Origin of the sequence: Neptuniibacter sp. SY11_33 (genome assembly GCF_047778025.1) — a bacterium.
GTDB lineage: Bacteria > Pseudomonadota > Gammaproteobacteria > Pseudomonadales > Balneatricaceae > Neptuniibacter.
In genome coordinates this window covers 1,131,457-1,151,659 of the sequence record NZ_CP180543.1, presented here as the reverse complement: position 1 = coordinate 1,151,659, position 20,203 = coordinate 1,131,457, and the positions used below count along the sequence as shown (strand labels likewise).

24 protein-coding genes are annotated in these 20,203 nt (G+C 42.4%); 11 read left to right on the top strand and 13 right to left on the bottom strand.

Annotated elements, in window-relative coordinates; translation table 11 throughout:
* Positions 1–18: 18 nt before the first annotated feature.
* The 9 genes from ACMXYV_RS05230 (at position 19) to ACMXYV_RS05190 (ending at position 6,989) form a co-directional block, all read left to right on the top strand.
* Positions 19–867: a cache domain-containing protein gene (locus tag ACMXYV_RS05230; RefSeq protein ID WP_415890716.1), complete on the top strand. Its 849-nt coding sequence runs from the start codon at positions 19–21 to the stop codon at positions 865–867.
* Positions 868–1,677: an EAL domain-containing protein gene (locus ACMXYV_RS05225; protein ID WP_415890715.1), complete on the top strand. Its 810-nt coding sequence runs from the start codon at positions 868–870 to the stop codon at positions 1,675–1,677.
* A 267-nt stretch (positions 1,678–1,944) separates the two neighbouring features.
* Entirely contained in the window at positions 1,945–2,289 is a 345-nt protein-coding gene (locus ACMXYV_RS05220; RefSeq protein WP_415890714.1) for a hypothetical protein, read from the top strand.
* Positions 2,290–2,361: 72 nt separating this feature from the next.
* Positions 2,362–3,258, top strand: coding sequence for a LysR family transcriptional regulator (locus tag ACMXYV_RS05215; protein ID WP_415890713.1), 897 nt, complete (start codon positions 2,362–2,364; stop codon positions 3,256–3,258).
* 141 nt (positions 3,259–3,399) lie between these two features.
* Positions 3,400–3,846 (top strand): DUF2852 domain-containing protein, encoded by a 447-nt coding sequence (locus ACMXYV_RS05210; protein WP_415890712.1) that lies wholly within the window; start codon positions 3,400–3,402, stop codon positions 3,844–3,846.
* A gap of 181 nt (positions 3,847–4,027) precedes the next feature.
* Positions 4,028–4,684, top strand: a complete 657-nt coding sequence (locus ACMXYV_RS05205; protein ID WP_415890711.1) for a response regulator — start codon at positions 4,028–4,030, stop codon at positions 4,682–4,684.
* On the top strand, positions 4,681–5,958 hold the full coding sequence (locus ACMXYV_RS05200) for a sensor histidine kinase (RefSeq protein WP_415890710.1): 1,278 nt from the start codon (positions 4,681–4,683) through the stop codon (positions 5,956–5,958). The genes ACMXYV_RS05205 and ACMXYV_RS05200 overlap by 4 nt, the downstream gene beginning before the upstream one ends.
* Before the next feature lie 185 nt (positions 5,959–6,143).
* Positions 6,144–6,509: a c-type cytochrome gene (locus ACMXYV_RS05195; RefSeq protein WP_415890709.1), complete on the top strand. Its 366-nt coding sequence runs from the start codon at positions 6,144–6,146 to the stop codon at positions 6,507–6,509.
* A 3-nt stretch (positions 6,510–6,512) separates the two neighbouring features.
* A complete protein-coding gene (locus ACMXYV_RS05190) occupies positions 6,513–6,989 on the top strand; it encodes a DUF4405 domain-containing protein (protein WP_415890708.1) in 477 nt (158 codons plus the stop codon).
* An 82-nt stretch (positions 6,990–7,071) separates the two neighbouring features.
* On the opposite strand, the gene htpG is transcribed toward ACMXYV_RS05190, so the two are convergent.
* Both htpG and ACMXYV_RS05180 read right to left on the bottom strand, forming a co-directional pair.
* Complete coding sequence (gene htpG, locus ACMXYV_RS05185; RefSeq protein WP_415890707.1) at positions 7,072–8,997, bottom strand: molecular chaperone HtpG; 1,926 nt, start codon at positions 8,995–8,997, stop codon at positions 7,072–7,074.
* Between the two features lie 164 nt (positions 8,998–9,161).
* Positions 9,162–9,875, bottom strand: a complete 714-nt coding sequence (locus tag ACMXYV_RS05180) for a DUF599 domain-containing protein (RefSeq protein WP_415890706.1) — start codon at positions 9,873–9,875, stop codon at positions 9,162–9,164.
* A 103-nt stretch (positions 9,876–9,978) separates the two neighbouring features.
* On the opposite strand from ACMXYV_RS05180, the gene ACMXYV_RS05175 reads away from it, so the two are divergent.
* Positions 9,979–10,299 carry a DUF3301 domain-containing protein gene (locus tag ACMXYV_RS05175; RefSeq protein WP_415890705.1) on the top strand — a complete coding sequence of 107 codons (321 nt, stop codon included), beginning with the start codon at positions 9,979–9,981 and terminating at the stop codon, positions 10,297–10,299.
* A gap of 65 nt (positions 10,300–10,364) precedes the next feature.
* Here the strand turns inward: ACMXYV_RS05175 and ACMXYV_RS05170 are convergent, their stop codons facing one another.
* From ACMXYV_RS05170 to ACMXYV_RS05145, 6 genes are all read right to left on the bottom strand, one after another.
* The gene (locus ACMXYV_RS05170) at positions 10,365–10,712 is read right to left on the bottom strand and encodes a hypothetical protein (protein WP_415890704.1); all 348 of its coding nucleotides are present in this window, start codon (positions 10,710–10,712) and stop codon (positions 10,365–10,367) included.
* A gap of 278 nt (positions 10,713–10,990) precedes the next feature.
* Positions 10,991–11,194 (bottom strand): cold-shock protein, encoded by a 204-nt coding sequence (locus ACMXYV_RS05165; protein WP_292950220.1) that lies wholly within the window; start codon positions 11,192–11,194, stop codon positions 10,991–10,993.
* A gap of 312 nt (positions 11,195–11,506) precedes the next feature.
* A complete protein-coding gene (locus tag ACMXYV_RS05160; protein ID WP_415890703.1) occupies positions 11,507–11,824 on the bottom strand; it encodes a hypothetical protein in 318 nt (105 codons plus the stop codon).
* Between the two features lie 53 nt (positions 11,825–11,877).
* Entirely contained in the window at positions 11,878–12,507 is a 630-nt protein-coding gene (locus ACMXYV_RS05155; RefSeq protein WP_415890702.1) for a glutathione S-transferase family protein, read from the bottom strand.
* A gap of 39 nt (positions 12,508–12,546) precedes the next feature.
* Complete coding sequence (locus ACMXYV_RS05150) at positions 12,547–12,990, bottom strand: MarR family winged helix-turn-helix transcriptional regulator (protein WP_415890701.1); 444 nt, start codon at positions 12,988–12,990, stop codon at positions 12,547–12,549.
* 54 nt (positions 12,991–13,044) lie between these two features.
* The gene (locus tag ACMXYV_RS05145; RefSeq protein ID WP_415890700.1) at positions 13,045–14,550 is read right to left on the bottom strand and encodes a protein adenylyltransferase SelO; all 1,506 of its coding nucleotides are present in this window, start codon (positions 14,548–14,550) and stop codon (positions 13,045–13,047) included.
* A gap of 60 nt (positions 14,551–14,610) precedes the next feature.
* Here ACMXYV_RS05145 and ACMXYV_RS05140 point away from each other — a divergent pair, with 60 nt between their 5' ends.
* Complete coding sequence (locus ACMXYV_RS05140) at positions 14,611–14,934, top strand: MGMT family protein (protein WP_415890699.1); 324 nt, start codon at positions 14,611–14,613, stop codon at positions 14,932–14,934.
* Here ACMXYV_RS05140 and ACMXYV_RS05135 read toward each other — a convergent pair.
* From ACMXYV_RS05135 to ACMXYV_RS05115, 5 genes are all read right to left on the bottom strand, one after another.
* Positions 14,931–15,935, bottom strand: coding sequence for a class I SAM-dependent methyltransferase (locus ACMXYV_RS05135; protein WP_415890698.1), 1,005 nt, complete (start codon positions 15,933–15,935; stop codon positions 14,931–14,933). The two genes, ACMXYV_RS05140 and ACMXYV_RS05135, sit on opposite strands and share 4 nt — an antisense overlap.
* A gap of 63 nt (positions 15,936–15,998) precedes the next feature.
* Entirely contained in the window at positions 15,999–16,583 is a 585-nt protein-coding gene (locus ACMXYV_RS05130) for a DNA-3-methyladenine glycosylase I (protein WP_415890697.1), read from the bottom strand.
* A gap of 37 nt (positions 16,584–16,620) precedes the next feature.
* Positions 16,621–17,190 carry a phosphoribosyltransferase gene (locus ACMXYV_RS05125; protein WP_415890696.1) on the bottom strand — a complete coding sequence of 190 codons (570 nt, stop codon included), beginning with the start codon at positions 17,188–17,190 and terminating at the stop codon, positions 16,621–16,623.
* Positions 17,191–17,288: 98 nt separating this feature from the next.
* Complete coding sequence (locus tag ACMXYV_RS05120; protein ID WP_415890695.1) at positions 17,289–17,696, bottom strand: hypothetical protein; 408 nt, start codon at positions 17,694–17,696, stop codon at positions 17,289–17,291.
* A 231-nt stretch (positions 17,697–17,927) separates the two neighbouring features.
* Positions 17,928–19,940, bottom strand: coding sequence for a methyl-accepting chemotaxis protein (locus ACMXYV_RS05115; protein ID WP_415890694.1), 2,013 nt, complete (start codon positions 19,938–19,940; stop codon positions 17,928–17,930).
* Positions 19,941–20,203: the final 263 nt, after the last annotated feature.

The window sequence follows — 20,203 nt, the reverse complement described above, 5'->3', positions numbered from 1 at the left end:
GGATTAGGTGAGTTAATTGTGAAAACGCCAACACTTCGCTTATGGAACAGGCAGTACCTCGCACCTGCGTTAATGAGCGCGGTCATTACGTTGTTGATCGCTCTATTCGTAAGCTACGAGCAAGTAGAGCAGCACAAGCAACTTCAACAACGCGACCTCAAAATCAAAGCTCAACAACTCTCCGAATGGCTCGATATCAACTACAGCATCATCAACAATGTGCTGATTGATATGGAGCAACTCAGCAAACAATGCAGCGAAGATCTCCTCTTCGATATGCGCAGCATTATGTTTAACGTCGCCCCAGTAGTAGAGATAGGTATAGTTGATGCAAATGGACAGTTGGTGTGTACCAGCTGGAAAAAACATGACACTCCTATCTATGTCACACCGCCGCCCGCTGAACCCGGTTTACGCTTTTTAGGCCCGGTTAATGTCGAATATATGCAACAACCTGCTTTTGTACTGGCAAGAAGCCTCAAGCAAGGCGGTGAAGTTAACGCACTCGTAAGAATTAGCTGGCTGAAAAACCAATTACAAAACCGCTCCAGCGAACTAGGCTTTACCGGCCTGATTCATAGCGATACTGGACAACCGATTATTATGAATGGCCCTTACGCCAGCCCTAAATCAGGCTTAGCGCTACCTATAGATCAGTCTAGAGTGGTAGAAGGTGAATTCGATAATGGCCTAGATCAAGTTGCTGCCTATAGTCCGCTTATCACCTTCCCTGAATTGAGCGTAGTTATCAGTGATGAAAAAAAGATAATCTTTGGTGACCACAGTAATTTTAGTATCCAAGGTACAGCGCTATGTTTAAGCGTATGGCTACTTCTTACCCTGCTTTTCCAATATCTCATCATCTAATTGTCGGACAGTGCCCACCTACTAAAAAAAGCGATCAAGCATGGAGAGTTTTTCAATCTCTATCAGCCACTGATCAATGCGTCAGATAAACAAATCATGGGCGCAGAGGTATTGATGCGCTGGCAGCACCCAGCCGAAGGTTTAAAGAACCCAATCACCTTTATCCCCGAAGCTGAAGAAAAAGGCTTTATAAACAAAATGACATCGCAGCAGCTTAAAAACTGTTACGACGAACTACGCCCTATCCTAATACAAAACCCGGATTTCATCGTCACTATCAATATCTCTTCTAACCATTTATTAGACGCTAAGTCGGTACGCGAACTGATTCACTACAAAGGCCTTATTCCAAATTTAGTGTTAGAAGTGACAGAAGACGTATTGGTGGATGGAAACGACGATCGAATTCAAAAAGCCTTTATTAAACTTACGGCAGCGGGTATCGATATCGCCATAGATGATTTTGGTACTGGATACTGTGGCCTACATTACCTCGGCCAACTACCGGTTAAATACCTTAAAGCAGATAAGTGCTTTATCGCATCCATAGGTACAGATTCAATCAACAGCCATGTATTAGAGATGATTGTTGGTTTATCAAAAAAGCTCAACCTCATCACCATCGCAGAAGGCGTTGAGACACCGCAGCAAGTCGCCCACTTAGATATACTTGGCGTCGAGATTCACCAAGGCTGGCACTACAACAGAGCGATGCCAGCTAATGAGCTTATTCACTATATTGAGTTAACTAAGCAACAAGTAACAGAGAGTGAGGAGCACCTAAAAGTGGTAGGCACTGTTTCTGAGTGAAAAGCTAGAATGCCGCATCGTGGCTAGAGATCAGTTTCGCTTTAAGGACTCATCGCTGGAGGACGGCTTCGCCTTAATATTATTTGCTTTCCTCTCTTTCTTAATGCCTTAAACCTTGCTCCCAACAACTAAAAAACAATGCATTTAAACCAAATCAAGGCCACTTTCATCGAATAATTCGAAGTAAAACACCTATAAAAACTGTTCAAAACAGATTTATTCTAAGCAAATATACTCCAAACAAAATCAGAACATTGGAGTGTAGTCATGAAAGCCATTTTGAAATACCCATTAGAACTCTCTGACAAAACCCAAACTCTGACCCTAAGAGAAGGCTTTAGACCTGTTCGATTTGAGTATGTAATTTCGGATCAAGCACTTTGCTTATGGGTCGAAGAACCACTGCTCAGCTCCATTCCTTCACAACGTTTTAATTTCAAAGTAAAAAGAACAGGCGAGCCGGTCAATGATCAGTTCTCTTATCTGTTTACCGCTCTGGATTCTTTTGGTCCAGAGGCTTATCACCTGTTCATGGTAGAAGAAGACAAGGTAACTGAATCTCGGCATAAACCGACTGTGCTAAATACAGTTCAGCATTCAATTGCCTCTTAAGCACTTCCCCTTTTGATGAGGGTTATACTTACTTATCATCTCTGAGTTCACTACAAAAGGTGAAACCAATTTATGAGTAAGTATAACCTTCGTCATCTTTATTTCTTTTGGCTGGTCGCTAAGGAAGGCTCGATTGCCAAAGCCAGTGAGATTGCAGATTTAACGCCGCAAACGATCAGCAGCCAGATTTCTTCTCTCGAAGAGTCCATTGGCGGTCTGTTGTTCACGCGTAAGGGCCGAAACTTACTGATTACACCTTTAGGCAAGCAAGTAGCTCGATACGCCGATCAAATGTTTAGCATTGCAGAGGAGCTAGACCGTTTTCTGGAAGAAAAGCCACAAAACCGCCCTACAAACTTAAACGTTGGCATCTCATCTTCGATCCATAAACTCATCGCCTATCACCTGATCGAACCTGTTTTTGAGATTGATCAGGAAGTGACGCTGAATAGTACAACCGGAATCCCCTCTCAACTGCTAATACTGTTAAGCCAGAAGAAAATCGATCTGTTGCTGACTGACGAACTCCCAGAATACAATTCCGATTCCAATCTGTTCATCTATAAGCTCGATTCATCGACCGTATCATTGTTTGCAGAGCCTAAAAAAGCAGCCGAGCTACGCAAGAACTTCCCCATCAGTATGGATAAAGAAACCTTCTTATCCAATGCAATTAATGCCCCCTGGTTTGCCCAACTGATACAGTGGTTTGAAGAACACCAAATAAGACCTTATGTAAAAGCTCAAATTGATGACAGTGCGTTAATAAAAGTTTTCGGGTCTAAAGGGCATGGAGTCTTTGCTGCTCCAACAGTCATAGCTGAAGAAGTCTGCCGCCAATATGGCGTTGAGTGTATTGCTGAAATTACTGAGGTAACTGATGACCTCTACGGAATTACGCGCAGAAGCAGCTCAAGTAATCCAACGATCAACGCCATATGTAAACGAGATACATCTCTACAAATCTAAAATTCCCGATAACCCACAGTAATGATTACAAATCAGCTAACTCATCCCTGCTAAGTTTTAACTAAGTTTCATTTATTACTCTATGTTCAGAGCTTGGCCCCAAGCATAAAAATTCTAATTGAACATAGAGAGGAAAATGTCATGTCATCGACAAATTATTCCGCTGCAGAGGGTGCTTCTGAACCTCATGTCGAGACCAATATAAAACTAGATGAAGGCAAAGGTCACTGGAGTTGGGCAAATATAACAGCCATGGTTCTCGGGTTTATTGTCTTTCCCATCTTAGGGCTAGCAATTTTGCTATGGACAATATTAGGTAATCCTATTCAGGAGTTGCCTAGTTGGACTCGTAAGAAATGGCAGCACCTTTTAAGCTTTCGTTCGACGATTGAAAACAAAGACACTAACAACTGTGTATTCAATGAATTCCAACAAACCCAATATGAAAGCATTAGAAGAATGAAAGAAAAGATAAATAGACGCGAAGATGCTTTCCGAGCATTTAAAGCAGATGCAAAGCGCCGTGAAGATCAACAAGAATTTGATGCTTTCATGTCCAACCAGCGTGAAGCAGATAAAGATGCGTAGCTAGCATTACAGAGATAATCTAAATAGCACCACCGCCTAATGCGCGGTGGTTTTAGGTAATTAAGCTTTAATAAGCAATAAGTTTGTTGGTTTAAGACATATCCAGTTATCCTGAGATCAATGCTTTCTAAAATAAGTAAGGAAGCATAGCTCTAGATTAAAGAGACGAAATGGTTAACAGATGAAATTACTGCTGATTGAAGATGACCCGCTGATTGGACATGGTGTTTCCCAAGCCATGTCAGAGTCCAATCAAAATATTGAATGGATTCAACAAGGTGCGGGCGCTTTGGACTTACTCAAATCTGGTGACTATGACGCCTTGCTACTTGACCTAGGATTACCTGATATAGGTGGTTTCGAAATTTTACGCCAAATCCGTCAAGCGGGTTTAGGTATCCCAGTTATTGTCATTACTGCCCGAGATGGGGTCGACGATAGAATTAATGGACTGGACCTAGGTGCAGACGATTATCTGATCAAGCCCTTCTCTATAGCTGAATTACAAGCACGTTTGCGAGCGATTAGCCGCCGAAACCAAGGAGCTGGTACTCCAGAACTTGAAACCTCAAGCATGAAGTTAGATGTGAAGAACGCTACCGTCATCGTTGAAAGCAAAACACACCAACTGTCTGCCCGAGAATTCGCTTTGCTAGAAACGTTAATGATGCGAGCAGGACAAACGTTTAACCGCGAACAATTGGAATCAAAAGTTTATGGTTTGAATGATGATATCGCTAGCAACGCAATTGAGTTCATCATTCATGGTCTGCGTAAAAAACTGGGCAAAGATAGCATTAAGAATATTCGAGGACTTGGTTGGATGGTGCAGCCTTGAAACATTCAGCCTTAGAACACGCATCCTTACAACGAGACCTTAGAAAATGGTTACTAATTTTAGTCGCCACCTTTTGTGTCGTCGGCTCTTTAATATCTTTTGCTGCCGCATATATCCAAGCCAAAGAGCTCCAAGATGACCTATTGGAGCAAATCGCCACTTGGCTACAAGCGGGTAATTCAATTAACACAAAATCACTAAGATATGATTTAGATGATGAGTCTATCGTCGTTCAATCCTTATCTGTTACCCAGCCATTACGATTTCCAACCGATCTAGAAACAGGCCTTGGCTATGTAGATATCAATGAGGCCACATGGCGCATTTTAGTCGTGCAACATAAAGATCAGCTGTACGCGATTGCCCAAGAGACAGATATCCGTGAAAAACTGGCGTTAAGCAGCGCCCTCGCCTCTGCTCTACCCATGTTATTGTTATCTCTATCTTTGTTAATTGGCCTTCAAATCATCATAAAACGACTGTTACGGCCAATTAATCAGTTAGCCGCAGATGTGAACAAACGGGACAGTGATGATCTCACCCGTTTACATATAGATAATGTGCCAGAAGAAATAACACCCTTTATTCATGCTATTAACCGCTTAATGGTGAGAGTTGAACAAGGGATCAAACGCCAACAACGCTTTATTGCTGATGCTGCGCATGAATTGAGAACACCTGTCACTGGGTTAAGCATTCAAGCTGAAAATTTACAAAATAATAAACAAGCCGATGTCTCTAACTTACGTTCTGGATTAAACCGCTTACAGTCTCTGGTCGAGCAATTGCTGAACTTAGCCCGATTACAAGCTGATACACCAACACGAGAAGAGGTCATTTCAGCGAACGAGTTACTGCAAGATGTCGTTATCAGCTTGCACCCCATAGCTGATCGAAAAGAGCAGGATCTTGGGGTAGAAAGAATAGAAGCTATACAGATTACAAATAGGGATAACCACTTATGGCATATTTTTCAAAACGCCATAAGCAATGCCATAGAGTATTCTCCAGAAGGGAAAACAATCAATGTTTCATTGTTTAAAGAAGATAACCAGCTTGTATTTATTGTTGAGGATAATGGTCCAGGTATTGATTCCGAAACCATGAAACATGTTTTTGAGCCATTCCATCGCGGTCGGTCCCATGCCAATAAAAGTAACGGTCTAGGCCTGGCAATCTGCGAAGAAATTTCGCGAAAAAACAGAGGAAGCTTATTTCTGGAAAACCTTGATCAAGGCGGTATGCGATTCCGTTATCAGCAGCCTTTATCTTAGGCTACCTAGCCGCCTAATCCTGCCCAGCAGCAAAAGAATATAAGCTATTTCACTTATATTTAACGCCCTAAGTCTCTCCTAAGTTTCATTATTTACCATACCCTCATTGCCAGTATATGGCGTCATCCAAACATAGAACTATTTCTTTCAGGGCGTTGAAACTCATGACAAAAAAAGAGCTGTTAATGCTAATAGGACTTACAGGCCTAGCTTTTGCTGAATTCTATTACATGAAAGATTTCAGCGATTCTTTATATGGCCCACCGAACATCTCTAAAGGCGAGCTAGCCTTCAATATGAATTGCGCTGCGTGCCATGGTGAAAAGGGGCTGGGGGATGGAATCATGTCGAAAGCGATAGCTATCAAGCCCGATAATATCTATCAGGAATTGACTGACCCATTCAGTTTTAAAGCTGAATTAATTAATTCAGTTTTGGATGGAGATATAAGCCAAGACGGGGTTATGCCGGCATTTAGAGGGGCTCTGACAGTAGAACAAATAAACGATATTTTTGGTTACATTGTTCACATCAATGAAGCCGAGTCTTAGGCTATGCATTCCAGACAAATCCACACGCCTTTGACAATCGGCTCATTCTTTATTGCATCAATCACTGGCGTACTTATATTTTTCGAGCTTTCCTCGGGCGGTATTCGCGCCACTCACGAATGGATGAGTCTTTTCTTCGTAGTCGCTAGCTCATTACATATTTATGCCAATAAGCGGCCTTTTATAAAGTATTTTACCAGTACGCCTCTGCTCATTATCCTAGTTTCAGTTTTAAGCGGGATCTCACTCTATGCTGTTTCTTTTAATGATCTGTATGCAGCAGAAGCATCCTTCAAGCTTCTAACCAATATAGAGATCTCTACCCTTCTTCCTATACTCGATATGAGCCAAGAAGAATTTTTAGTCAGACTAAAAACTATCGGGGTAACTGAGTTGAAACCTGAGCAATCACTACATGAAATTGCCCAACTTCACGATATGGATGTCCATGACATACTTGAGCTTTTGATCAGTCCATAATCGTAAATCTAACTCGGGACAAACTAACACCCACAAAAAAGCGGCTCATATAGAGCCGCTTTTTTACAACCGAACTACTTGATTAAGCACTTAGCTCAAGTAGTAGTTTGTTCAAACGCGCAACGTAGCTTGCTGGGTCATCTAGTTGTGCACCAGCGGCTAGGCCTGCTTGATCGAAGAGAACAGAAGCCAGATCACCAAAGCGATCTTCGTCTGCTTCTTTATCCAATTTTTCGATCAGTGGATGCTCAGGGTTTACCTCAAAGGTAGGCTTAGTATCTGGCACTGCCTGACCTGCTGCTTCCATAATCTGGCGCATCTGAAGACCCATATCCTGCTCACCTAGAACAAGACATGCTGGAGAATCAGTTAGACGGTTGGTGATGCGAACATCGGCAACTTTTTCACCTAAGCTAGTTTTCAAACGATCAACTAGGCCTTCTAGTTCTTTAGCCGCTTCTTCCTGCTCTTTCTTCTCTTCTTCTGTTGCTGTCTCTTCTAGATCTAGCTGACCTTTAGTGACGTCTTGGAAGGCTTTCTCATCGTAGTTTTGAAGCTGGCTCATCATCCAGTCATCGATACGATCAGTCATCAGCAGCACTTCGATACCTTTCTTACGGAAGATCTCCAAGTGCGGGCTGTTTTTCGCCGTGTTGTAGTTATCAGCAACAACGTAGTAGATCTTGTCCTGACCTTCCTGCATACGCTCGATATATTGATCCAGAGATACATTCTGCTCTTCACTGTCAGCATGAGTAGAAGAGAAGCGCATCAGCTTAAGGATCTTCTCACGGTTACCGTAGTCTTCCGCTGGACCTTCTTTTAGAACCTGACCAAACTCTTTCCAGAACGCTGCGTATTTTTCTTCATTGTTCTTGCCCAGTTTGATTAGCATATCCAGTACACGTTTAGTTAGTGCACTGCGTAGCTTATCCACATTGGCATCTTTCTGAAGAATCTCACGAGATACGTTTAGGGATAGGTCTTTAGTGTCGACCACACCTTTCATGAATCGCAGGTATAGAGGCAAGAACTCATCTGCCTGATCCATGATAAATACACGTTGCACGTATAGCTTAAGGCCTTTTGGCGCTTCACGGTTCCATAGATCGTATGGTGCACGCTCTGGCACGAACAATAGGCTGGTGTATTCCATGTTTCCTTCAACGCGGTTGTGCGCCCAAGTTAATGGATTGCCAAAGTCGTGAGAGATGTGCTTGTAGAACTCTTGATACTCTTCTTCAGAGATCTCTGATTTGTTGCGTGTCCACAGCGCTGTTGCGCTGTTTACTGTTTCATCTTCTGGCTCTTCAGCAGCAGCTTCTTGCTCTTCACCCTCTTCACCGAAGTTAGGCATCGCCTCTTTCTGCATGATTACAGGGATAGAGATATGGTCAGAGTACTTACGTACTAAACCGCGAAGTGCAAAACCATCTGCAAAGCTTTCCTCGCCTTCTTTCAGATGAAGTACGATGCTAGTACCACGGCCCGCTTTTTCGACTTCACCAATAGTGAATTCGCCTTCACCTTCAGAGACCCAGTGAACACCCTGCTCTGTAGGCAAGCCAGCTTTACGAGTGAAAACTTCTACTTTGTCAGCAACGATGAAAGAGGAGTAGAAACCAACACCGAACTGACCGATCAACTGGCTATCTTTGTTCTGATCGCCCGTTAACTGAGATAGGAATTGTGCAGTACCCGATTTAGCGATCGTACCTAGGTGTTCGATCACATCATCGCGGCTCATACCAATACCATTGTCCGCGATAGTTAGGGTCTTAGCTTCTTTATCAAAGCTGATGTTGATCTTTAGATCACCATCGTTTTCATAAAGCGCGCCATTTGAAAGCGCTTCGAAACGCAATTTTTCTGCAGCGTCAGATGCGTTAGAGATTAGCTCACGCAGAAAAATATCTTTATTTGAATACAAGGAGTGAATCATCAAATGAAGCAGCTGCTTCACTTCAGTCTGGAAACCGTGAGTTTCTGTACGCGTTTCAGTAGTCATCAACACTTATCCAATATGTCTGTTATTTCTAAAACTACAGCAATGGCCTAATGCAACAAAGCTGTAGTGGAGAACTCGCTAAATCTGAGCAAGCTCTCCGCCACTAACTGGAATATTGGGACGTGCTAAACCTTTTCAAGCGTAAAGGTGGAGGTTTTTAACTTTTATTCTCCTGCACTCATCATCAAAGTTTTGAGGGTAGACGATTTAAATTCACGTCGATACAGAATCACAACAACCCCTGCAGTCAGCGCCATAAAGATCCATGGGTTGATAAACCAGCCCAAGATCGCCAAACAGAAATAGTAGGTACGCAGACCAAGGTTAAAACTGTTTGCGGCCATTGATGTCATTTTAGCGATACGATTAGAGTGCGCATCCGCTTGCTGCTGAGAAATATGTTCTTCAGGCCCCGGCGCACCGCCAATCATTATGGAGACAAATCCGTACTGACGCAGACTCCAGGTAAATTTAAAGAAAGCGTAAACAAATAACGTGATCAAAAGTAGGATCTTCAATTCCCACTCAGCACGGGTCGCGTGGAAGGTAAACGGGATATCCGCGACAACATCAATCGCTTGTTGAGTAGAACCCAGTATGGTCATCAAACCTGCAAGTATCAGCATGGTAGTGGATGCAAAAAAGGATACGCTGCGCTCTAGATTAGCAATCGCTGTTGTATCAGCGATTCGCACATCTCGGGTGAGCATGCGTGTCATCCACTCTTTTCGATACATATGTAATACACTGGCAAGGCAAGGCGTTTCATAACTGCGTTTACGCGCGTAATACATATAGCCTTTGAAGCAGATCAAAAACCATATAAGTGCCAGAAGATTAAGCCAGTTATCCATTACAAACTGGGAGATAGATGACATCTATTCGATCCTGAGTAGAAAATTAATCGTGCAATCTGAAACAACTCATTGTAAAACAAGTCACAATCAAAGGAACCCATAAATCCTTGGAAACAAGAAATCGATGTATATAGATATTGAAGCCCTCTTCTGGATAACCTTAATCATCTTTGCGATGTATCACTGGTGGCAATCGCAAAAGATTAAAGAGGTCGCACTTAAATATACCCGCAGGCAGTGTAAGGAACTTGAGTTACAACTTCTTGATGACAATATTAACTTGAGAGGCTTTTGGCTTAAACGCGATGCTAAGGGGCAGATCCGTATCTGGCGTTCATACAATTTCGAGTTTTCTTCAACAGGTGAAGAGCGTTATAGCGGAAGAGTCGTAATTTTAGGCAAGGCGATCACGGACTTTCAGCTTGATCCCCATCGAATGCAGTAACCTCGACCAGCGCCAAAGCCCTAGTAATAACATCCATATATGCTAGGGCTTTTGAATACATACCTTTATAAAGTAGGGTTGTATAACGTCTCTATCATATAGGTCGATTCTGCCTCATCTGACATCATTTCTCCCGCAGCAGTTGGGTTCATTTCAAACTGCCTATTTATGGAATCCATATCTGTCATCATTTTTGGAGTAGAGCTTCCAGATTGGTTAAGCAAATCACTGATAAAGACTTCACTTTGAGCAACTGCATTTATATCTCTCTCAGGCAGTACATAAGCCCATAAAAGCGTTCTTGCTTGTGGATTAAGCAAATTATGAATCATGGCATCTTGCTGAGTGTGGGCTGAGGCGAGACTGGGGATTAACAAAGAAAATGCTAGAGTGGTTCCGAGTATAAGTTTCATAATCAATACTCCGGCGCTAATTAAGCGCTTGTAATATCGACTGCGATCCTTCTCCTATTCCATTACATCCAAGGGCATTTGCTGCTCTTATATGGCAAGCTCAAGGAAGATTGCAGGAAGACCTACCAACTTCTTTTCCTGAGCGCTTTCATAAATATACGATTTACCGCTTAAATTGGACCATAACGAGCGGTAATAATTCAAACTGAGTAAATTTCAGGCATAAAAAAAGCAAGGCCTTAGCCTTGCTTCTTTACAAACTGAATATCAGTTAAGGATTAAACCTTAGTGATGTTCTCAGCTTGTGGACCTTTCTGGCCTTGAGTTACAGTGAACTCAACTTTCTGACCTTCAGTCAAAGTTTTGAAACCGTCGCCTTGGATCGCAGAGAAGTGAGCGAAAACGTCTGGGCCGTTTTCCTGCTCGATGAAACCAAAACCTTTTTCTTCGTTAAACCATTTAACTGTACCAGTAGTAGACATATCTATAGTCCTATATCTTTCAGAGTAATTTTTGCCTTTTTACAGGCGGATTGTGCTGGAAGTGCTGCGATTACTTATGAAAAACAGGACGAGGTACTGATAGAACTTCGAAATGGTGTACATAAATATACGGCTTACTTTCAAGCGATCTTCATTCTATATAGCTTTCTATGGGAAGGTCAACGAATTTTTTCCCTTAAATTCAATCATTTCAATCTTATTGCACAGAGATGAATGAATCGTAATATTTAGGTCGTTTTTACCCCTCTTTGCCTAGCGAAGAGGGGTAAATTAGGGTTGCTGCACTAATTCTTAAAGACGGGTTGTTAACAAGCTCTGGATCATGGTGAATTGTGCATCGTTCACCTCTCTTTTCTGTTTGCTCTCAAAGGTAGTTTTATCTGCTTTTGCTCCATCACTTTTTAGATACGGTGTATTTAAATCAGCGATCATTACTTTAGATTGATCAGCTACCAAACTTCCTTCCGCATTAGCCTGATGCTGAACATCAGCAGTACGCATTGCAGGACTATGAAGATAATTGATCATCTCCTCTTGTTGATCTGCAAAAACCTGTGTTGCAGGAATTAGAAGTACAGCCAATAACATACTTTTATTTAACGTTTTCATAACTCACCTTTCTTTACTTTGGGTTTGATTAATATAAATGCATATACATGTTTTTAACTCAAAAAATCACTTAAGTTTTGTTTTGTCTTCTGCCACCAATGCTGATTTTCTAGACGCTGCAGCCACTCATGTAGATTGCTGAAACCTTCGACAGGGATCTCGGCCTCTCTCCAGAACATCAATGTAGAGGCTACAGAAATGTCAGCGATGCTAATATCATCTGAAATTAGAAAATCCTGCCAAGACAACTGCTGATCTAAAATTTCTGCATATCTCTTAAAAGTGCTATCCAGTGCAACCAAGCTCTCTTCATCTGACGCTAAGCCCCAAAAAGGCAGCATCACACGATGATGTGCAAAACCGTTACTCGCAGCACTCCATTCAGACGCTTGCCAATTCAGCCAGCGCATCACTTCAACCTCCTGCTTGAAATTTCTCGCCGACAAGGACGAGTTATATGCCTTAGCCAAATAAAACAAAATCGCGTTAGATTCCCACAGCACTGTGCCCTGATCTTTTAAGACGGGAATCGTGCCATTCGGGTTTAAACTTAAAAACTCCGGCCTCTTTTGCTCACCTTTATTCAAAGTGATCAGTTTTAGCTCAGGTTCAATCTGTAATTCGGCCAAAATTAAGCTGACCTTGATTGCGTTACAAGTTAAAGGGTAAGTAAAAAGCTCCATAATAATCACCATGCATATGCATGTATTTATACGTAAAAATTAATCCAATTTCACAACGGTATCACTTAAAGAAATGAGCTGCTCGCTTAACTCTGGCCCTAATTCCTTATAGATTTTCTGTTGTGCTTTAAACCATTGCTCTCTTGCCTCAAGGAATTTAGCTTTTCCCTCGGGCGTTAGACTCAGGTTTTTCTGACGTCTATCCGTCACACTAGGTACAGATGAGAGGTAACCCTCTCTGAGCAATGGTTTTAAATTTCTCGTTAAGGTTGTCTGGTCCAAAACCAAAATACTCTGTAGCTTTTTATTTGTAGCTACATCTAGTTCATGAACAACAAATAAGATACTAAACTGCCCACCCGTTAAACCAGCTTCAGCTAAATACTGATCATAGATTCGGTTTAGAACCCTGACAGCCTTCCGTAAACTGAAGTTAATGCACGGGAGCTGTTCTAGCGGCTTTATGTTGTCTTGAGTATCCATGAGATTAATTATATATGCATATGCATGATAATCAACCTCTATTTAAAAATAATTTTAAGAGGAACAAGTTAGGCAGATTCCACCCGCCCATTCTGGTGGTGCTTCAGCATAACGCTCAAAAGCTACATTATCCTGCATCGGATTTTTTAGTAAGGCCATCAGATCATTTACCAAAGAAAAGTCCCCCTCAGTCGCAGATCGAATCGCCTCTTCGGCCATATAGTTTCGTAGAATAAATTGAGGATTAACCGAGCGCATTTGCGCTTTCCGTATCGGTTGGCTCGCAGGCTCATTTTCTAAACGCTGCTCGTACTTCAATAGCCAAGGAGTTAAAGCTGATGGATAGCTGATCAGCTTCATCAAATCAGCAATCTTTTCATCACTACCATCAAAATTAGAGAGGGTGCGGAAGAATCGATTCATATCGACATTTTGTTGCACAAATAGCTGCAACAATTCTCGCACAAGTTCAACGTCACCCTGCTCCTCTGTCTGTAAACCTAAACGACGTCTAAATTCAGTAAGCTCTGCTTTTTTATATCGCTCGGGATAGCTATCTAATAACGCGATCACTTCATCCTTATCAATCAATGTTAATAAGGCCTGACCTAGGCAGGACAAATTCCACTGCACAATTTCTGGCTGACGCTCAAAAGCGTAGCGGCCTTTGTGATCATTATGATTGCTCACGAGCTTCGGTTTATAGGTATCCAAGAAGCTAAACGGCCCATAATCGAAAGTTTCACCTAACATTGACATATTGTCAGTATTCAAGACAGCGTGAACAAAACCATAAGCTTGCCATTTTGCGACTAATTCAGCGCTACGTTGCATCACCTCTTCATACATCGCCTGATAAGGCTTATCGGCCTCTTTAAACTGTGGGTAGAATCGATCTAAACAGTAATCAGCTAGGACTTTTAGTTCATCATGCTGCCGGGAGTAATAGAGATATTCAAAGTGGCCAAATCGCACATGACATTGTGTTATACGCAAAAGAGCTGCACAGGGTTCCATCATGCCATCACGCATCGCTTGCTCTTCACTGCCGACCAACGCAAACGCGCGAGTGGTTGGAATGCCAAGACCAGACATAGCTTCACTCATCAAATACTCACGGACGCTGGAACGCAGAACAGCTCGGCCGTCACCAAAACGAGAAAATGCCGTTTTACCTGAGCCTTTAAGATGAAGATTCCAGCGCTCGTTTCTACTGTTTACAACTTCCCCCAATAGTAGACCACGGCCATCACCCAATTCAGGGTTATAAACTCCAAACTGATGTCCCGTATATTTCATGGCGAGGGGCTGACTGCCTGGTAATAGCGCTTGACCACTGAAATATTTAGCCAGATCAGCGGGCTTGATACTACTAGTATCTAAATCCAGCAACGTCGCAATATCAGGGTTAAATGAAATTAAAAAGGGATCACGTAAGGGAGTTGGCTCTATCTGTTGATAAAACAGATTCGGCAACCGCAAGTAGCTGTTATCAAAGTTGAGGTTTTCAAGCGAAGCCATGATGATAGTATCCCTTAACTCTTGGTGTAGACTTTTCATTACCCTAGCATTTTACTCAGGTACTATCATCCCCTCGATTATAAGGTTATTTTCACCACTATGAATGACACCTCAAACAACCCAAGTTATCAAGAGAAGATCTGGCAGATCGTTGCCATGATTCCAGAAGGAAAAGTAGCTACCTATGGTCAGGTTGCAGAGCTGGCGGGGTTAACAAATATGGCTCGTGCGGTGGGTAGAACACTAAGTCAATTGCCTAAAGATACGCAGTTACCTTGGCATCGAGTGATTAATGCGCAAGGTAAAATATCTTTCCCGCAAGATAGTGAAGCATACTGTCGTCAAACAGAACGATTAAAAAGTGAAGGGATTAGCCTGATCAACGGTAAGATCAGGCTGAAGGATTTTCGCTGGCAACCTTAAAAATGCAGTACCGCTATTTTTAGTGGATGCTGGCCATCAACGGAAGGGAAATCAATTTCAGGTTTGAGCAGTTCGTAATCCACCACAGGCTGCCCCGCTTTATTAGCACAGCGCTTAACCAGATCGAGCCACTCATCCATCTCTACTTTAGCAACGTTGTTAGTGCACACCAAGGTTCCACCAGGTTTCGTGGATAGAATGGATGGTTTTAAAACGCTTTGATAATCACGAATCAGATCTACCGTACCGAAAGGGCTTTTCGCCCAACGTGGTGGATCTAAGTAAACCAGATCAAATTGTTGCTCATCCAGCTTAAGGTATTGACGAGGCTTCTGTCCTCTCTTTACACGCTGCTTGATTGGCATGCCTGCAAACTGTTTCGCTGCGGTAAAGAAATCACTTTGAATAAACTCAATACGATCTTCAGAGAGCTGATTAAGCTCGGCATTCTCTCTACCTACATCTAGATTTCGCTCGGCGAAATCGACATTCACCACGTTAGATGCGCCCGCTGCCGCCGCACAAACGCCGACACCGCAGGTATAGGAGAATAAGTTCAGAACTGATTTATCTTGGGCATGTTCTTGAACGTAACGACGACCTACACGCATATCTAGAAACAGCAGCGGATCTTGCCCCGCATGCTTGCCCCTAACGCGGTAGTTAATACCCAGTTCCTGGCCAACGAGTTCTAATCCGCGCTTGTTATGCTCATCTTCACGGCGCGAGTTACGTGCGCTGCGATCGTTATACACCAGCTCTTCTATTTCAAATTGAGACGCGTAATGATCGCTGATCATATCTACTTGCTCTGTAGATAAATTTTCATGAAAAGTTTGAATTAGAAGCTGCGGACCGTAACGATCAATAGTTAAACCGGATGCACCCTCATTAGTACCATGAAAAAGGCGGTAACAGTTGGTATTTTCAGCATGCAAAGCAGATAACAATTCAGTACGAGCTAAGTCAGCATGCTTTAACAGGGAAATAAGATCCGACATTTAAACGTCCATAAGCAGTGAAGCGCAGCATTGTACCTCTTCACTTGTCTATGAGCTAAATTATTATCGATCCGTTCGACACCAACAATCAGCCAAATGATCGTCAACTAAACCGGCAGCTTGCATGTAAGCATAGATGATTGTAGAGCCTACAAACGACATACCGCGTTTTTTAAGATCTTTGGAAAGTGCATCACTGACCTTAGTGGCCACAGGCACCTCTTCGAACTTCTGCCAGTGATTAACAATCTGCACGTTATCGACATAAGCCCATAGATAGCTGGAGAACGAGCCAAACTCTTTTTGTATTGCACGGAAAGCTAATGCGTTCTTACGCGCTGAATAGATCTTAAGTTTATTACGGATAATCTCTGGGTTTTCACGAAGCGCTTCTAACTCCGCGTCAGTCATGCACATAACTTTTTCGACATCAAAGTTATAAAAGGCTTTACGGTAGCCTTCCCTTTTACGCAAGACCGTTTCCCAACTTAGACCCGCCTGAGCACCTTCGAGGATCAACATTTCAAAGAGTTTTTGATCATCATATTCTGGAATACCCCATTCATTATCATGATAATCGGCATAAAACTCTTGCCCAGGCTTATTGCCAAAGCAACGCTTCTTACCATCTCTTTCCGATACTTTCATAAGGGTTCCATGTTAATCGTTAATAGCATTCAGACTCTTAAAAACGTCCTAACTCAGCCATCTTGGAGGCGATAGCCGAAAATTCGGGCTTATTCTGTAAAATTTCAGTTTGAGTCAAACCTTCGAGTTCATGGGGGAACACTAACCAATCCTGACTTTTATGCACGTAAAAATCAGGTTCTGAATCTGTTTGGTTATTTTCAGGTTTGTAGTAGGGAGTCGCGATTTTGATCTCTGGCGTGTTTTTCTTACACGCCGCTTTGAGCTGCTTTACCGTTTGCGCAATGCTTAGACCTGAATCATGCACATCATCCACGATAAGCAGAGAATCTTCAGATTCTAATCGCTTGATAAGGTAGGTTAAGCCATGTACTTTGATCTGTCGGCTGCGCTCACCTATACCTGAATAAGATGAGGTTCGTATCGCAATATGGTCGGACTGTACTCCAAGACACGCTAGTACTTCCTGTACTGAGATACCAACAGGTGCTCCGCCTCGCCAAACACCAACGATGTAATCGGGGCGAAAACCACTTTCAAAAATTTGCAGCGCCATCTGGGTAGAATCTTCCAGTAATTGTTGAGCGCTTATATAAACCTTGTTCATCCGACCTCATTCACCCTCTATCAAATATGAAAGATATCATAGCCTTTCATAGCTCTATTTAACAAAGCTGGATAATAAGTGGGTATAAGAAAGTGCTATCAGATTTGAGTGGCTTGGCGTTCTTGCCAACGACGACCTTTATGAAATATACGTCGTTCTCGGCCTGAAAATTTACCGCCTAGCTGTTCGCCAATCTTTTGCGCCGTAATAATGTTATCAATCCGTCTTTCGTTTTCGGGATCTCGGCGGTCATCATGGTGACGATAGCGGCATTCACAGTTTTTTGAAGCACTGCACCCCGGCAGAGGAATCATAGGGGCTTTATCAGGAAAGAAACGCCGATCATCTAATTGATCAACGGCTGCACAAGGGTACAAGCCAGACTCAATAGATACTGCTCTGTAGCGCTTATCTGCCTTACTCTTGAGTTCACGTTTAGTTTTGCGAAGCTTGTTAAAATACAGGCCCACAATGACGGCGGCAATCAACGCCAGAATCCATTCCATCACATCTATCCCTAGATCAGAAATTGTATAATTTTCGTTATTGTTAAGTTCAAAGCTCTCACGTTAAATCAAGAGCTTCTAATGTTAGGAGGTACAATTTACTATAGACAAACTTAATATGTAAAGTATTTAACTAAAGTAACTTGATTGTTTTTTTCTAAGTACTGATAAACAAAAAAACCACGCTCATAAACGTGGCTTTCCAAAGATTTCAAATCTACTAATATTGGTTTAACGTTGAATATCTAGCTGCCTTAAGCGATCGATCGCCTCTACTTCGCGGTCGATGTGGTCCATCTCAGATTCAACATCAGAGATATAATCAATACTATCGCGTACCTGCTGATCAGCTTGTGTAGAGGACTCAACCAGACTTTGCATCTCAGAGCTTAAGTTCTTTGAGCTGTCAGAGATTTGCACCATAAATGATTCTGTATCCGTAATAGTCTCTCGGATAGAGTTGATAGAGCTTGTCACAGCATCTACTGTTTTACCGGTTTGATCTAGGCTGTGTTGCGTATTGTGAGATAACTGTCGCACTTCATCCGCAACCACCGCAAAGCCTCGTCCAGCTTCACCTGCACGAGCAGCCTCAATCGCAGCATTCAAAGCCAATAGGTTTGTTTGATCGGCAATACCCGAAATAACATTAAGAATGGATAGCACTTCTTCAGAGTTTTGTTTTAAATCTTCAACCTTAGTGTGCAATGCCTGACGGTCACTACTCTGAGTTTCGATATCTTGGGAGAAACCTAGGAATCTACGTTGGATATCATTCAACACACTACCAGTGCTTTGTGCATAACCCGCAACTTGACCGAAGCTATCGACCATCTTACGCAGCAACGGACGGTATTCACCCATACACTCGACTAGGTTGCTTTGCAGTTGATTAATCTGTTCCAGACTATTAATTCTTGAATTCAAGAAGTACTGACGGAAGTTACTGTAGTGGAATGGAAACTTATCCGCGTACTCATCTTTAAACTGCTCACCCGGTTGTACTTTAAAGAAGAACAACGCCGTTAGCGTTTGGTTCATATGTACGCCCAGCAGCTCACCAAAGGTAGAAAAACCCGCTACTTTGATGTCGTCAAAGTCATGAACTTGAGACAAGTTCATCGCGTTGTTTAAACGACGTAAAACACAATCATTTGCCAACATAGCTACAGGCTTACCTGGTTTTCCATGCATAAAGTTGCGGAAAGATTGACTTGTGCTTTGCGCAAAGTCTTTCGCCTTAACCAAGAATAGGCGATCACCAAAATCTAAGTCACAGAAGAACGCGATACTGCCATCGGCTTCATTGATGCCAGCGATAGAACGAACGAAAAGCTCACCACCGATCTCTACCGCAAACGAGTAACCATTCAGAGCATCACCCAAACCTGACGCTGGGCATTTAAAGTGGTCACATAGCAGATCGACGATGCTAGTTAATTGGTAATTGCCGTCCTTAATAACAGATTTAACTGTACGAGAATGTACATCTGATTCTGCAATAACAAAGGAAGTCTGTGTTTTTTCAAAGTTATGCGACTTAAATACACCATAACGAGTGTTTTCAGCCAACTTAACAAAGATCACTACAGCCTGGTTATGTGCGACACGATCACCGTCATAAACCAATGCTTGTTGGAAATCTAGCTTACCACCAGCCGATCCGCCGACGAAATAACATGGGAATTCACCACTTTCATACAAACCTTGCATGAAAAAGTTTTCACTCGCGGATAAGCCATCAAAGAAGGTCAGCGCAAGCGTATCTTGATAGTTAATATCGAAAGGCACGTTAACGCGACTAAACTCAGCGGCAAGCTTATTAACACGCTCTTTACGTGTCATGGTGACATTGCCAGATCGGATATCTTCACAATGCAGAGGGATAGAACTGATATGCACATCCGCAAACACAGCTTGGCTGTAGCTTTGAACTACAATGTGATCCCAATGACTATCAGCTTCGTGATATAGACTCGCGCCACAAGAGCTTAATTCCCCTGCGGTCATAATACCGACAACTTTCGAGACATCCGGCATGGCCGATTTTAACTGTCGTACTGTGCCTTCAAAATCTAAGTGAGGCGATATAAATGCCAAAACCAGCGCAGTAGACGCCCCTTCAAATTTCAGCGACTCGAGATTTTCGGCTGAAATTTCTCTGCTACTTAACGACTGAACCTTAATAACATCGTTATCAACAACTGATTTTTTAGAGGATTTACTACGACCAAACCAAGACATGCTACTTCCACCTTTTGTGACAAAAGCACTTTTATTTTTCTTATGAAGTATAGGAGTGCTAAAGCAACGTATTACTACAAAACTTTACAGAATAATCTGCTCTTTATCGCATTAAAGCGACTCCAGCCCCATGTGAACAACCGCCTAAAGCAAAAACGATACTTAAGCAGCAACAAAACCAAACCAAAGCATTACTCTTCAGATAAGGTTTAGCCGCTGTAACAAAGTAACCCTAAGTAATAAAAGGAATTTATAAAATGCCA

Coding starts and splice junctions, on each gene's coding strand:
- ACMXYV_RS05150 (WP_415890701.1), bottom strand. CDS start 12,990: ATGGATACTCAAGACAACATAAAGCCGCTAGAACAGCTCCCGTGCATT.
- ACMXYV_RS05215 (WP_415890713.1), top strand. CDS start 2,362: ATGAGTAAGTATAACCTTCGTCATCTTTATTTCTTTTGGCTGGTCGCT.
- ACMXYV_RS05195 (WP_415890709.1), top strand. CDS start 6,144: ATGCTAATAGGACTTACAGGCCTAGCTTTTGCTGAATTCTATTACATG.
- ACMXYV_RS05130 (WP_415890697.1), bottom strand. CDS start 16,583: ATGAAAGTATCGGAAAGAGATGGTAAGAAGCGTTGCTTTGGCAATAAG.
- ACMXYV_RS05190 (WP_415890708.1), top strand. CDS start 6,513: ATGCATTCCAGACAAATCCACACGCCTTTGACAATCGGCTCATTCTTT.
- ACMXYV_RS05160 (WP_415890703.1), bottom strand. CDS start 11,824: ATGAAAACGTTAAATAAAAGTATGTTATTGGCTGTACTTCTAATTCCT.
- ACMXYV_RS05175 (WP_415890705.1), top strand. CDS start 9,979: ATGTATATAGATATTGAAGCCCTCTTCTGGATAACCTTAATCATCTTT.
- ACMXYV_RS05220 (WP_415890714.1), top strand. CDS start 1,945: ATGAAAGCCATTTTGAAATACCCATTAGAACTCTCTGACAAAACCCAA.
- ACMXYV_RS05135 (WP_415890698.1), bottom strand. CDS start 15,935: ATGTCGGATCTTATTTCCCTGTTAAAGCATGCTGACTTAGCTCGTACT.
- ACMXYV_RS05140 (WP_415890699.1), top strand. CDS start 14,611: ATGAATGACACCTCAAACAACCCAAGTTATCAAGAGAAGATCTGGCAG.
- ACMXYV_RS05210 (WP_415890712.1), top strand. CDS start 3,400: ATGTCATCGACAAATTATTCCGCTGCAGAGGGTGCTTCTGAACCTCAT.
- ACMXYV_RS05155 (WP_415890702.1), bottom strand. CDS start 12,507: ATGGAGCTTTTTACTTACCCTTTAACTTGTAACGCAATCAAGGTCAGC.
- htpG (WP_415890707.1), bottom strand. CDS start 8,997: ATGACTACTGAAACGCGTACAGAAACTCACGGTTTCCAGACTGAAGTG.
- ACMXYV_RS05170 (WP_415890704.1), bottom strand. CDS start 10,712: ATGAAACTTATACTCGGAACCACTCTAGCATTTTCTTTGTTAATCCCC.
- ACMXYV_RS05205 (WP_415890711.1), top strand. CDS start 4,028: ATGAAATTACTGCTGATTGAAGATGACCCGCTGATTGGACATGGTGTT.
- ACMXYV_RS05125 (WP_415890696.1), bottom strand. CDS start 17,190: ATGAACAAGGTTTATATAAGCGCTCAACAATTACTGGAAGATTCTACC.
- ACMXYV_RS05165 (WP_292950220.1), bottom strand. CDS start 11,194: ATGTCTACTACTGGTACAGTTAAATGGTTTAACGAAGAAAAAGGTTTT.
- ACMXYV_RS05145 (WP_415890700.1), bottom strand. CDS start 14,550: ATGAAAAGTCTACACCAAGAGTTAAGGGATACTATCATCATGGCTTCG.
- ACMXYV_RS05115 (WP_415890694.1), bottom strand. CDS start 19,940: ATGTCTTGGTTTGGTCGTAGTAAATCCTCTAAAAAATCAGTTGTTGAT.
- ACMXYV_RS05180 (WP_415890706.1), bottom strand. CDS start 9,875: ATGTCATCTATCTCCCAGTTTGTAATGGATAACTGGCTTAATCTTCTG.
- ACMXYV_RS05120 (WP_415890695.1), bottom strand. CDS start 17,696: ATGGAATGGATTCTGGCGTTGATTGCCGCCGTCATTGTGGGCCTGTAT.